Annotated in this window: 13 protein-coding genes; 10 read left to right on the top strand and 3 right to left on the bottom strand. The window is 65.9% G+C overall.

Annotated elements, in window-relative coordinates:
- The first annotated feature begins 10 nt into the window (after positions 1–10).
- From rnpA to dapE, 7 genes are all read left to right on the top strand, one after another.
- Positions 11–349, top strand: coding sequence for a ribonuclease P protein component (gene rnpA, locus C8J40_RS15595; protein ID WP_243693426.1), 339 nt, complete (start codon positions 11–13; stop codon positions 347–349).
- A gap of 178 nt (positions 350–527) precedes the next feature.
- On the top strand, positions 528–776 hold the full coding sequence (gene yidD, locus C8J40_RS15590; protein ID WP_132897802.1) for a membrane protein insertion efficiency factor YidD: 249 nt from the start codon (positions 528–530) through the stop codon (positions 774–776).
- Positions 773–2,482 carry a membrane protein insertase YidC gene (gene yidC, locus C8J40_RS15585; RefSeq protein WP_132897801.1) on the top strand — a complete coding sequence of 570 codons (1,710 nt, stop codon included), beginning with the start codon at positions 773–775 and terminating at the stop codon, positions 2,480–2,482. The genes yidD and yidC overlap by 4 nt, the downstream gene beginning before the upstream one ends.
- Positions 2,483–2,553: 71 nt before the next feature.
- Entirely contained in the window at positions 2,554–3,171 is a 618-nt protein-coding gene (gene yihA, locus C8J40_RS15580) for a ribosome biogenesis GTP-binding protein YihA/YsxC (protein WP_056052878.1), read from the top strand.
- Between the two features lie 157 nt (positions 3,172–3,328).
- Positions 3,329–4,756, top strand: a complete 1,428-nt coding sequence (locus tag C8J40_RS15575) for a S41 family peptidase (protein ID WP_243693425.1) — start codon at positions 3,329–3,331, stop codon at positions 4,754–4,756.
- 67 nt (positions 4,757–4,823) lie between these two features.
- Positions 4,824–5,495, top strand: coding sequence for a glutathione S-transferase (locus tag C8J40_RS15570; protein WP_132897800.1), 672 nt, complete (start codon positions 4,824–4,826; stop codon positions 5,493–5,495).
- A 13-nt stretch (positions 5,496–5,508) separates the two neighbouring features.
- Complete coding sequence (dapE, locus tag C8J40_RS15565; protein ID WP_132897799.1) at positions 5,509–6,624, top strand: succinyl-diaminopimelate desuccinylase; 1,116 nt, start codon at positions 5,509–5,511, stop codon at positions 6,622–6,624.
- A 181-nt stretch (positions 6,625–6,805) separates the two neighbouring features.
- On the opposite strand, the gene C8J40_RS15560 is transcribed toward dapE, so the two are convergent.
- From C8J40_RS15560 to C8J40_RS15550, 3 genes are read right to left on the bottom strand one after another with little or no spacing between them, the layout of a single operon-like run.
- Positions 6,806–7,456 (bottom strand): Smr/MutS family protein, encoded by a 651-nt coding sequence (locus C8J40_RS15560; RefSeq protein WP_165911479.1) that lies wholly within the window; start codon positions 7,454–7,456, stop codon positions 6,806–6,808.
- Entirely contained in the window at positions 7,431–8,810 is a 1,380-nt protein-coding gene (locus tag C8J40_RS15555; protein WP_243693424.1) for a murein transglycosylase A, read from the bottom strand. The genes C8J40_RS15560 and C8J40_RS15555 overlap by 26 nt, the downstream gene beginning before the upstream one ends.
- Positions 8,807–9,451 carry a Tim44/TimA family putative adaptor protein gene (locus tag C8J40_RS15550; RefSeq protein ID WP_132897798.1) on the bottom strand — a complete coding sequence of 215 codons (645 nt, stop codon included), beginning with the start codon at positions 9,449–9,451 and terminating at the stop codon, positions 8,807–8,809. The genes C8J40_RS15555 and C8J40_RS15550 overlap by 4 nt, the downstream gene beginning before the upstream one ends.
- Before the next feature lie 164 nt (positions 9,452–9,615).
- On the opposite strand from C8J40_RS15550, the gene secB reads away from it, so the two are divergent.
- The 3 genes from secB to trpS are packed head-to-tail and all read left to right on the top strand — an operon-like array spanning position 9,616 to position 12,736.
- On the top strand, positions 9,616–10,128 hold the full coding sequence (gene secB / locus C8J40_RS15545) for a protein-export chaperone SecB (RefSeq protein WP_132897797.1): 513 nt from the start codon (positions 9,616–9,618) through the stop codon (positions 10,126–10,128).
- Positions 10,129–10,153: 25 nt separating this feature from the next.
- On the top strand, positions 10,154–11,719 hold the full coding sequence (murJ, locus tag C8J40_RS15540; protein WP_132897796.1) for a murein biosynthesis integral membrane protein MurJ: 1,566 nt from the start codon (positions 10,154–10,156) through the stop codon (positions 11,717–11,719).
- Between the two features lie 9 nt (positions 11,720–11,728).
- Positions 11,729–12,736: a tryptophan--tRNA ligase gene (gene trpS / locus C8J40_RS15535; protein WP_132897795.1), complete on the top strand. Its 1,008-nt coding sequence runs from the start codon at positions 11,729–11,731 to the stop codon at positions 12,734–12,736.
- Positions 12,737–12,999 lie beyond the last annotated feature (263 nt).

Raw genomic sequence — 12,999 nt, 5'->3', positions numbered from 1 at the left:
GCGCGCACCGATGCCGGGATTCGTCCTGCTCATGCGCCCCCGCGATGACGGTGACGCGACGATGCGAATCGGCTTCACCGTGACCAAGAAGATCGGCAACGCCGTCGTCCGGAACCGCATGAAACGGCGGTTGCGGGCTTTGGCGCGCGAGCTGTTGGCGGAACGCGGTGTTGCCGGGGCGGATCATGTGTTGATCGGGCGTAACGGCGGGGTCGAGCGGGATTTCGCTTTGTTGCGGAGTGAGCTGGGCAAGGCGTTTCGTAAGGTTACGCCGCAGGCTGCTGATACCGCACCGGCGCAAGCCACCACCCCGGCGAAGGCCGGGGCCCAGGTGGGAAAGCGGCCGTGATTCAGCACCGCCATTCGTTAGCGACGTCCCCCAACTGGGCCCCGGCCTTCGCCGGGGTGGAAATGCCTCGCTCGAAGCGGCTCTCTTGGCCTTTGTTCTCCCGCAAACGCGGGAGCCCAGTCTGGGTCCCCGCCTTCGCGGGGAAACAATCTCGGGGCGCGCAAGCCTTGGCTGCACCATGCTAGCCCGCCTCCTCATCCTCTTCGCCCGCGGCTGGCAACTCGGCCCCTCGCTCGTCCTGCCGTCGAGTTGCCGCTACGATCCTTCGTGTTCCGCCTATGCAATCGAGGCCGTTGGGCGCTATGGCGCGCTCAAGGGGGGCTGGTTGGCGGCGAAGCGTATTGCGCGGTGCCATCCGTGGGGCGGGTACGGCCCCGATCCGGTCCCAGAGCTGAAGCCTAAAAAATTGAAAGACGCCGCCCTGTGAAAGACGACAAGCAGAATTTCGTGCTGTTCGCGGTGATCGCGGCGCTGATCCTGTTCGGATGGCCGCTGATCCAGGGCAAGTTTTTCCCGACCGCGAATCCGCCGGTCACGAAGATCGAAGGTGGCAAGACCAAGGCCATCGCCAACCCCGCCGCCGATCCGGCCGCGGACGGTGCCGCCGCGATCGGCGATCGCAACGCGGTGATCGCCAGCACGCCGCGCATCCGTATCGAGACGCCGCGCGTGTCCGGTTCGATCAACCTCAAGGGCGCGCGGATCGACGATCTCGTGCTCAAGGGCTATGACGAGACCGTCGCGAAGAACTCGCCGCCGATCCGCCTGCTGTCGCCCGCCGGCGCGCCCGACGCGTATTTCGCAAGCTTCGGCTGGCGCGCGCAGGGCCTGACCCCGCCTGCTGCCGACGCCGTCTGGACGCCGTCTGGCGCAACCACGCTGACCCCGACCACGCCGGTCACGCTCGACGCGACCAACGCCACGGGTCAGCGCTTCCGCATTCAGATCGCGGTCGACCAGGATTACATGTTCACGGTCCGCCAGACCGTCCTGAATGCCGGCACTGCGCCCGTCCCCGTCGCCACCTACGGCCTCGTCAACCGCGTCGGCATCTCGAAGGATCCGTCGTCGATGACGATCCATGTCGGGCCGATGTCGGTCGACAATGGCGGCGCGCATTACCGTCCGAACTACAAGGACATCGACGAGGCCGCGCAGAAGTTTACGACGACCGGCGGCTGGCTCGGCTTTACCGACAAATACTGGCTGACCGCGATCATCCCCGATCAAGGCCAGGCGTTCGACGGCCAGTTCCGCGCCGGCGCCAACAAGGCGTACCAGGCCGATTACGCGCTCCAGCCCAAGCAGGTCGCACCCGGCCAGGCGATCACGCAGACCTCGCGCTTCTTCGCGGGCGCGAAGGAAGTCCGCCTGCTCGATCGCTATTCGGATCAGGCCGGCGGCGTCGCCAAGCTCGACTACGCGATCGACTGGGGATGGTTCCGGATCGTCGAGAAGCCGATCTTCTATTATCTCGACTGGCTGTTCCGCGTGATCGGCAACTTCGGCGTCGCGATCATCTTGCTGACGGTAACGATCCGCGGCCTACTGTTCCCGATCGCGCAGCGCCAGTTCAAGTCGATGGCGGCGATGCGCGCGGTCCAGCCCAAGGCGAAGCTGCTCCAGGAAAAGCATAAGGACGACAAGGTCCGCCTGCAGCAGGAGACGATGGCGCTGTACAAGGCCGAGGGCGTCAATCCGCTCGCCGGCTGCGCACCGACGCTGCTGCAGATCCCGATCATGTACGCGCTGTACAAGGTGCTGATGCTGACGATCGAGATGCGTCACCAGCCGTTCGTCGCGTGGATCAAGGATCTGTCCGCGCCCGATCCGCTGACGCCGCTCAACCTGTTCGGCCTGCTGCCGTTCACGCCGCCGCACATGATCGCGATCGGCGTGGTACCGATCATCCTCGGCATCAGCATGTACTTCCAGTTCAAGCTGAACCCGACGCCGATGGACGACACGCAGAAGCAGGTCTTCAAGCTGCTGCCATGGGTACTGATGTTCGTGATGGCGCCGTTCGCGGTCGGCCTCCAGGTTTACTGGATCACATCGAACTGCCTGACGATCATACAGCAGAAGCTGCTCTACGCCCGCCATCCGGGCCTCCAAGCGCCGGTGACCAAGTGAACGACGTTTCCAACCCCGGCGCGAATCTGGGCCCCGACCTCGAGCAGACCGACGCGCCGTTCACGCCGGAGATGCTGGAACATGCGCGGAAGCTGTTCGCGGGGCATGTCGGCTTCCTGAAGTCCGCGCCGACGCTGGAGTTTCTCCCCGATGCGTCGGTGCCGGAGGTGGCGTTCGCGGGCCGCTCGAACGTCGGCAAGTCGTCGCTGTTGAACGCGCTCACCGGGCGCAACTCGATGGCACGCACGTCGAACACCCCGGGCCGCACGCAGGAGCTGAACTTCTTCGACGTCGGCGCGCCGCTCGCGTTCCGGCTCGTCGACATGCCCGGCTACGGGTTTGCCAAGGCGCCCAAGGACGTCGTCAAGAAATGGCGCTTCCTGATCAACGACTTCCTGCGCGGGCGTGATGTTCTCAAGCGTGCGCTCGTGCTGATCGACTCGCGTCACGGCATCAAGGACGTCGATCGCGAGATCCTCGAGATGCTCGACAAGGCGGCGGTCAGCTATCGCATGGTGCTGACCAAAGCAGACAAGATCAAGGCGTCCGAGCTGGTCGAGGTCACCGAGCGCACTGCGATCGAGGCGCGCAAGCGTCCCGCCGCGCATCCCGACATCCTCGTCACGTCGAGCGAATACGGCATGGGCATTCCCGAACTGCGTGCAGCAGTCGTCGAAGCGGTCAGCTAAGCGATTCGGTCTTCATCGATCCTCCTCCGCAAGTGGGAGGATCGAAGGTCGGTATCGACCGGCACACTGAGAAACAATCGACTTTCGATCAATCTAATATTTCCGCCTGACACGGTCCGTCAAACTTCGTAGCCTCTCGTCAAAGGGGATCGTGGGTATGCGTAGGACATTGGTGGGGCTGTTGGCGATGACGGCGATGCTGTCGGGCTGTGGCGGCAGCGATAACGGCTCGATCTCGACGGGCGGCAGCACGCCTTCGCCAACGCCTACGAGTACCGCGGGCTGTTCGCTCCGCGAACGCCAGGACTGGGCCGCGGCACAGCTTCGCGAATGGTATCTGTTCCCCGATACGCTGCCCGCCAGCCTCAGCCCGGCGGCGTACACGACGGTCGACGACTATATCGACGCGCTGACCGCCACCGCGCGAGCGCAGCGCAAAGATCGGTATTTCACCTATCTGACGTCGATCAAGGAAGAGACCGCCTATTATAACGCCGGGTCCAGCGCCGGGTTTGGATTCCGACTCGCGCTGGATCAAACCGGCCAACGCCTGTTCTCGGCGGAATCGTTCGAGGGCGCGCCCGCTCTTGCCGCCGGGATCGATCGCGGGACGGAGATTTTGGCGATCGGGACGACGGCTGCCAATCTGCGCACCGTCAGTGCGATCGTCGCCGCGGAGGGTACCGCCGGACTGACCGCCGCGCTTGGCCCCGATACCGTCGGAACCTCGCGGGTCCTCCAGATCAACGACGCCGCGGGTACGCGTACCGTCACCGTCGCCAAGGCGGACTTCTCGCTGTTGCCGGTGTCGACTCGCTATGGTGCGAAGGTCATCCAGGATGGTGGGCAGAGCGTCGGCTACATCAATCTTCGGACGTTCATCAAAACCGCGGAACCCGCGCTGAAGACGGCGTTTGCCGATTTCCGCGCGAAGGGCGTGACCAAGGTCATCATCGATCTGCGCTACAATGGCGGCGGCCTGATCGAGACGGCGGAGTATCTAGGGGATCTGCTCGGTGGAGCGCGGTCGACATCGGAGGTCTTCGATTACGTCACGTTCCGTACCGAAAAGGCCTCGAACAACACGACGCGGTTCTTCGCACCGCAGCCCGAATCGATCGCGCCAACGCGGATCGCGTTCATCGGCACCGGCGGAACGGCGTCGGCGAGCGAACTCGTGATCAACGCGTTCACGCCGTATCTGCACACCAACGCCGGGCTGATCGGCACCAACACCTATGGCAAGCCGGTCGGGCAGATCGCGCTCGACAAGGAAGCGTGCGACGATCGCCTACGCGTGGTGGCCTTGGCGACGCAGAATGCCGCGCGCACCGGTGATTACTATGATGGGCTCGCCACCAAGGTCGAGGCGTCCTGTCAGGCCTCGGACGATATCGGCTATCAACTCGGCGATCCGCTCGAATCGTCGACGCGTCAGGCGCTGAACTTCCTGGCCGGGCGCAGTTGCACGCCGATCACCGGCGACGCGAGCGCACGGTCGTTGCGCACGTCGGAGCCACGGCGCGACCTGCTGATGCCGGATCGGCCCGGCACCGCGCAGCGTGAGGTTCCCGGCCTGTTCTGACCGCTGGAGCCAAGAGGGGACGGCGAGCGAGTTGCCTCTCGCCGCCCCCTCGCCTAGCACCGCGCGCATGAAACTGATCATCGGCAACAAGGCCTATTCCTCCTGGTCGCTTCGCGGCTGGCTCGCGTGCAAGCAGTCCGGACTGCTGTTCGAAGAGGTGGTCGTGCCGATGTACGACGCCGATTGGGAAAAGCGCCGCTCGGGCGACGAGTTCGCGCCGTCATCGGGCAAGGTGCCGATCCTGTGGGACGGCGACGCGGTGGTGTGGGACAGCCTGGCGATCGTCGACTATCTCGCCGACAAGGTCGGGCGCGACCGCTTCTGGCCAGAGGACAATGCCGCGCGCGCGATGGCGCGGTCGATGGCAGCCGAGATGCATTCGAGCTTTGCCGCGCTGCGTCGCAAGCACAGCATGAACGTGCGCCAGGTGTTCCCCGCGCAGCAACCCGACGATGACGTCCTGATCGAGTTGCAGCGGATCATGGAATTATGGGCCCAGGCGCGCGCGCGCTTCGGTGGCGGGGGCGATTTCCTGTTCGGCCAGTTCGGCGCGGCGGACATCATGTTCGCGCCGCTCGTCACGCGGATCGTCACCTATCAGCTGCCGATCGCCCGTTTTGCGGCAGGCTATATGCAGGCGATGTTCGAACATCCCTTCATGCAGGACTGGATCGCCGCCGCGCAGGAAGAGGAATGGGTCCTCGAACAATTCGAACAGCCGGTTGCGACGCCCGCTTGATCGGGACAACACGATGATCGACCCCGTCCAACTGACCCAAGCGCTGTTGCGCGCGGACAGCGTAACGCCCGCGCGGGGAACCGTGTTCGACGTGCTGGAGGCAGCGCTCGTGCCGATCGGCTTCGCGGTCGACCGGTTCGTGGTCGGTGAAGCGCCCGACGGCCCCGTCGAGAATCTGCTCGCGACACGCGGCGCAGGTCCGCGGCATCTGGCGTTTGCCGGGCATGTCGACGTCGTTCCACCCGGCGACGGCTGGACCGGATCGCCCTGGTCCGGCGAGGTCCGCGGCGGACTGCTGTACGGACGCGGCGCGGTCGACATGAAGGGCGCGGTCGCCGCCTTCGCCGCCGCCGCCAGCCGCAGCGATGCGGGAACGCTGTCGCTGATCATCACGGGTGACGAAGAAGGGCCAGCGACCTACGGCACCGTCGCGCTGATGGAGCGGATGGCGGCGCGGGGGATCGTGCCCGACCTGTGCCTGGTCGGCGAACCCACCTCGACCGCACGGCTCGGCGACATGGTGAAGATCGGGCGGCGCGGCTCGGTGAACATCTGGATCGACGTCCCGGGGCGCCAAGGCCACGTCGCCTATCCGCATCTCGCCGACAATCCAATCCCGCGGCTGATCGCGATCCTCACGGAGATTGACGCCGTGGTGCTCGACCAGGGCACCGATTGGTTCCAGCCATCGAACATCGAGGTCACCGACATCACCGTCGGCAACCCCGCGCACAACGTCATTCCGGCCAAGGCGTCCGCGCGGCTCAGCATTCGGTTCAACGACCGCCACCTTGGCGCGGATCTGATCGACCGCATCCGCGCGATCGCCGAGCGCCATGCGCCGGGCACGGTCGTGACGGGCAAGGTATCCGGCGAGGCGTTCCTGACCGAGCCGGGTGCGTTCTCGACGCTGCTGTCGGATGCGATTGCGGATGCAACCGGCATCACACCAGAGCTGTCGACGACCGGTGGCACCTCCGACGCGCGGTTCTTGTCGAAGCTGTGCCCGGTGGTCGAGTTCGGCTTGGTCAACGCGACGATGCACAAGGTTGACGAAGCGGTCGCGGTCGAGGATCTGCGGACGCTGACGGATATCTATGCAGGTGTGATCACGCGGGCGCTGCGGTAGCGCGCCGACGCAGGTCCCTATCGCCTAACGACCCCGCCGTTCCCTAGAACCGATCACTCCCCGCGAATACCGTCACCCCAGCGAAAGCTGGGGTATCCCGTTTGACGGGCGACGCGGGCGACGGTGAAATATCCCAGCTTCCGCTGGGATGACGGAATTGGAAAGGTCGAGAAACCTCCGCCTACTCGCCCCCCCGCCCACGGCGCAGGACGATGTACAACGCCCCCTGTCCGCCGTGTCGCGGATGCGCGCCGCGGACTGCGGCGATCGAGTCCGCGTGACGCGACCCTGCCAGCCAGTCCGCCACCGCCGACCGGATCGCACCGCGCGCATGCGGGCGTTCGCTTTCGGGGCGGGGTGGCTTGCCCGTCACCAGCAGCAGCACCCGGTCGCCGCGTGCGATCGCCCGGCCGAGCCCGACGTCGAGCATCGCATGCGCCGACGCCAGCGTATGCCCGTGCAAGTCGATCGAACTGTCGGGACTGACCACGCCGCGCGTCAGCCGCTTGTCCCAGCCGCCATCGAGCGTGTTCGCGGTGATCGGCTTGGCAACCGGCCGCGGTGCCGCCACCGGCTTCGCACCCGGTCGGCTGGCGAACGGTGTTACCGCGGTACGAACGATGGGCTTTACCCGCCCCATCGGTGCAGGGGGCAGCGGCACGACCTTGCCATTGGGTCCGATCACCGGTTTCGGTGGAGGCGGCAGCGGCGGGGCGCGCTCTGGAATGCGGATTGCGACCGTGCGCATCGGCCGGACGCTCGCCATCACGCGTGCCCAGAGCTGCGCCTCCTCGGGGGTGAGGGGGTCAGGGTTGAGGGGTCGACCCGCCATCTTGCGCCCCATTCGCTAGACCGTTGAACCGCTGGCTGTTGAGGCGCTGGACGGTACCGATCGGCAGCAACAGAAACGCGGTGCCGCGCCCCGCCATGCCGCCCGCGGTCGACTCTGCCGCCGGCCCTGCGCCCCAGAACGTGTCGAAGCGGTTGCTCCCTTTGATCGCGCCGCCGGTGTCCTGTGCGACCCACAAGCCACTTGCATCCTGCCGATCGAGCGACAGGAACACCGGTGCGCCCAACGGCACGAACTTAACGTCCGCCGCGGCACTGACCTGGCCAGTCACCGGCAATCCGAGCGCCCCCAAAGGCGCGCCCTCCAACTCGCGGAAAAACACGAAGCTCTTGTTCTCGCGCATGATCGCCTGCCCCTCGGCCGGATGCGCGTGCAACCAAGCGACGATCCCCTGCATCGAGGTCTGTCCCGGTTGCAGAAGCCCGCGCGACTTCATCAGCGCACCGATGCCGGTGTAATCGCGGCCATTCTGCGTCGCGTAGCCGATCCGCAGGATCTCGCCATCGGGCAGCCGAAGCCGTCCCGACCCCTGGATCTGGAGGAAGAACAACTCCACCGGATCGCGCGCCCAGGCGAGGATCGGTGCACGCCCGGAGATAGCGCCCTGCTCGATCGCGGTGCGGTCGTAATAGGGCACCAGATTGCTGCGATCGACACGACCGCGAATCTTCTTGCCCTTCAAGCTTGTCGAGAACGCGCCGAGATCGACATCGATCAGATCGTTCGGCCGCCCGTAGATCGGCGCATAATCGTCGCGACGCTCGAGCGAGCCGGCAATCTCGGGCTCGTAATAGCCCGTCGCGAACGCCTTGCCGTCACCGACCTGGACCGCCTCGAACCACTGCGTGAAGAAATTCCGCGCGCCACCGCGGGGGACGGACGCCGCCGCCGCACAGGCCGGCTGCCAATCGGCACCGCGCGTCAGCCCCGACGCATCGTTGCGGCGCATCAGCGACGGGCAACTCGTGACGAAAGCCGCGAGCGCGGACTGCGCCTGCGTATCGTCGATCGGCAGGCTCGCTATCGCCGGACCAGCGGTGATGCCGGCGGACGCCGCGTTGACGGGGGCCGCAGGTGCAAGGACGGGAGCCGGTAACAGCGGCACCGCGCCGACGATCCGCGCGGGCATCTGAATGCCACGGATGTTAGGCGAGGCTCCGGTATCACGCGACGGGTGGACGCGGACCGGCTCGCGCGAAGGCTCTCGGTCGGAATTGCCGCCGCGATCGACCGGCGCGGGGCCTGCACGCGGTGGCTCGACGCCGCCGACGCACGCGCTAAGCGCCAGAGCTAGACCCAGTGCGCTAAGCCCCGCCCCCCTGAAACGCACGGTCACGCCTCGTCGGTGTCGGCAAGCTTCCAGTTCGGATCGCTGCTCTTCAGCGTCCGTGCGAAGGTCCAGACGTCGTGCGTCTCCACCGCGTCGGTCAGCGAGCCGGCCAGTACATTACCCTCGCCATCACGCGTAACGGCAGCAATATCCGCGTCGAACCGCACCGTGATCCGCGCGTCGCGACCCGACACGCTCGCATCCGAAATTACCGCACGCTCGATCGAGACAAGACGGTTGTCGAGCACTTCGCCCGCCGCAATCCGGGCCGCAATCGCCTCGGCAAAGGCCGTCCGGACATCGTCTTCGGCCAGATAGCCCAGTTCTTCCTCGTCGCCCTTCCAGAACGCCTCGAGCACCATGCGGTACGCCGCCTGTGCGCCTTCGAGGAACTGGTTGACGTCGAACCCGGGTTCGGCGGCGACGATCGAACGCAGGCCTGCTTCGGCGCGCGGCTCGATGTTGCGGCTGACGACCTCGCGCGGCTCTGGCGTCGCATCGACCGTTCGCGGAACTGCGGCAAGCGCAGGCCGGTCTTCGGCTGCGCGCGGCAAGGGCTGTTCATGCCCCGTCCGCTTACCGAGCACGCTGTACAGTCGCATCGCTAAAAAGCCTGCAACCATCGCGAGAAGTACTACGTAAAACAACCGTGCCTCCGATCTTCGGGCTAACATAGGCCAAAGCTGCGCTTATTCAAACCCGCGCCCGTTGAAACGCCCCTCGGGCACTGCTAATCGCACCGCCTCGACCCAATGGAACGCACGAGCATTCCGCTTCGGTCCCATCTTTGCGCATTTCAAGGACATGACGAATGGACGATCAGGACAACGGCATCACCATGCCGGACCAGGCTATCGCGAATGGCGAGGACACGATCCCAGCCGCCGGGCTGATCTCGCAGTACGTCAAGGATCTGTCGTTCGAGAACCCGAACGCTCCCGCGGTCTACCAGAACCAGACCCCGCCGGCGATCGACGTGCAGTTCAACATCGGCGCGGCGCAGGTCGGCGACGAGGTGCATGAGGTCGTGCTGAAGATCGACGTCCGCGCCGAGAGCGAAGGCCAGGTCGCGTTCATCGTCGACCTTTCCTATGCAGGCCTGTTCGGACTGCGCAACATCCCCGCCGAGCATGTCCAGCCGTTCCTGCTCGGTGAGGCACCCCGCCTGCTGTTCCCGTTCGCCCGCCGCGTGCTGTCGGATGCGGTGCGTGACGGTGGTTTCCCGCCGCTGCTGCTCGAGCCGATCGACTTCGGCCAGCTGTACCTGACGCAGTCGGAGCAGGCCGGCATCCAGCCGAACGTCGGCGACTTCGGCCAGGCCTGATCGACCGGAGGCGGAGCGTAATTAGATGAACCTGACCAAGGCGCTGGGATCGGTCGGCGGGCTGACGCTTGCCAGCCGGGTCCTGGGGCTGGTGCGCGACTCGCTGTTCGCGCGGTTCGTCGGTGCCGGCTTCGCGTCGGACGCGTTCCTGATCGCGTTCCGCCTCCCCAACATGTTCCGCGCGCTGTTCGCGGAGGGCGCGTTCTCGGCCGCGTTCATTCCGATGTTCAATCGGAAGGTCGGCGACAAGGATGGCCGCGGGCTGCCCGACGGGATCGCGTTCGCCGAGGACGCGCTGTCGGTGCTGCTGCCGACGCTGATCCTGATGACGGTGCTGTTCGAACTCGCGGCGTGGCCGATGACGTGGCTGCTGACCTTCGGGTTCAATGGCGCGAGCGCTGAGCGGTTCGACTATGTCGTCCATCTGTCGCGGATCATGTTGCCCTATCTGCCGCTGATCAGCCTCGTGTCGCTGCTCGGCGGTATCCTCAATTCGTTGCACAAGTTCTGGATCAATGCCGCCGCGCCGATCCTCCTGAACGCCACGCTGATAGCCGCGCTGCTGCTGTTCCACGAGCACCAGCCGTTGCTGACCGCACGCAACCAGGCCATCGCGGTGACGATATCGGGGGCGTTGCAGCTCGGGTGGCTGATCTGGGCGTGTCGCGCGTCCGGCGTGAAGCTTCGCCTCAAGCGTCCGCAGCTCAATCCCGACGTGAAGAAGCTCATGTCGCTGATCTGGCCCGCCGCCGCCGGGGCTGGCGCGGTGCAGATCAACCTCGTCGTCTCGACCGCGCTCGCCGCCGCGTTGCTGCCGGCAGGATCGGTTTCGTACATCTATTTCGCAGACCGGCTGAACCAGTTGCCGCTCGGGCTGATCGGCATCGGCCTTGGTACCGTCCTGCTTCCCACGATCTCGCGCCAGCTCGGCCGCGGCGAGGATGCGGAGGCGATGACGACGCAGAACCGCGGCATGGAGCTTGCGCTGTTCCTGACTCTCCCCGCCACGGTCGCGCTGATCGTGTGCGGCGTGCCGATCGTCGGCGCGCTCTTCCAGCACGGCAAGTTCGCGTTGGAGGACAGCGTACTGACGGCGCAGGCGCTCGCCGCCTTCTCGATCGGGCTGCCCTCGTACATCCTCGTGAAGGTCCTCACACCCGGCTATTATGCGCGCTCCGACACGCGCACGCCGGTGCGCTACGCGACGATGTCGATGGTCGTGAACCTCGTCCTCAACCTCGCCTTCATCAAGCCGCTCGGCCATATGGGGCCGCCACTCGCCACCGCGATCGCGAGCACGGTCAACGTCGCGATGCTGTACCGTACGCTGGTCCGTCGCGGGCACTTCACCCCCGACGCGCGGCTGCGCAGGCGGACGTGGCGGCTGCTGGTCGCCGCGCTGATCATGGGGGTCGTGATGTTTTTCCTCAACGACCTGTTCCAGCCGTTCGTGACCGGCACCAGTATCCAGCGCTGGGGCGCGATGCTGGTGCTGGTTACCACCGGCGGGGTGGTCTATGCGATCGCGACATTGCTCACCGGCGCGTTTCGGTTGGGCGACATCTCCACGCTTCTGCGTCGTTCCAAGTAAGGTTTTTCCATGCGCGTCGTGTCCGGCATCAAGCCTACCGGTAATCTCCATCTCGGCAATTACCTGGGGGCGGTGAAGCAGTGGGTGACGCTGCAGGACGACGTCGCGGCGCAGGGCGGCGAGTCGATGTTCTTCATCGCCGATCTCCACGCGCCGACCGAATGGATCGCGCCGGCGGAATTGTCGTCGCACACGATCGAGGTCGCCGCGACGATGATCGCGGCAGGGATCGATCCGGCCAAGTCGATCCTGTTCAACCAGGCGCGCGTGCCGGCGCATAGCGAGATGGCGTGGCTGCTCAACACCGTCGCGCGCGTCGGCTGGCTGAACCGGATGACGCAGTTCAAGGACAAGGCGGGCAAGAACCGCGAGGGCGCGAGCGTCGGGCTGTACGACTACCCGGTGCTAATGGCGGCCGACGTTTTGCTCTACAACGCGACCCACGTGCCGGTCGGCGAGGACCAGAAGCAGCATCTCGAACTCGCGCGCGACATCGCGACCAAGTTCAACGGCGACTACGGCGTCGACCTGTTCACGCTCCCCGCGCCGCTGATCAGCAAGGCGGCGCCGCGAATCATGAGCTTGCGCGATGCGTCGGCGAAGATGTCGAAGTCGAACCCGTCCGAGCAGTCGGTGGTCAAGCTGATCGACAGCGACGACACGATCGCGGACAAGTTCCGCAAGGCGAAGACCGATCCGGACGTGTTGCCCGCGACGGTCGAGGAACTGGGCGACCGCGCCGAAGCGCGCAACCTGCTGACGATCTACGCGGCGTTGGCGGACAGCGATGTCGCGACCGTGCTCGGCGAGTTCGGCGGCAAGGGCTTCGGCGCGTTCAAGCCTGCGCTGGCGGATCTCGCGGTGGCCAAGCTCGGGCCGATCCGTGACGAGATGGTGCGGTTGCTGGATGACCGCAACGCGGTGACGGCGGTGTTGCAGTCGGGCGCCGAGAAGGCGCGCGCGCTGGCGGCACCGGTGTTGAAGGCGACGCAGGACGCGATGGGGTTGCAGGTCTAAACCCCTGCCCGCGACCTAAGCCCTGTCCGCGAGCTAAGCGCTGCCCGTCACCTAACAATATGATCGTCACCCCAGCGAAAGCTGGGGTCTCCCCCGTTGCACGCAACACCCGCCACACGACTAGATCCCAGCTTTCGCTGGGATGACGGACTTGGGGTGGGGTTCAGCTAGGGTCAGGACCCATTGATATGAGAGGCGCGATCTGATTCAGGCTCCGTGAGGAGAGCGTGGATGAGCGACCTGTACTGGCTGACGGATGAGCA

The organism is Sphingomonas sp. PP-CC-3A-396 (genome assembly GCF_004343105.1).
Classification (GTDB): Bacteria; Pseudomonadota; Alphaproteobacteria; order Sphingomonadales; family Sphingomonadaceae; genus Sphingomonas.
The sequence above is the reverse complement of the archived record's forward strand: the minus strand, read 5'-3'. Positions and strand labels throughout refer to the sequence as shown.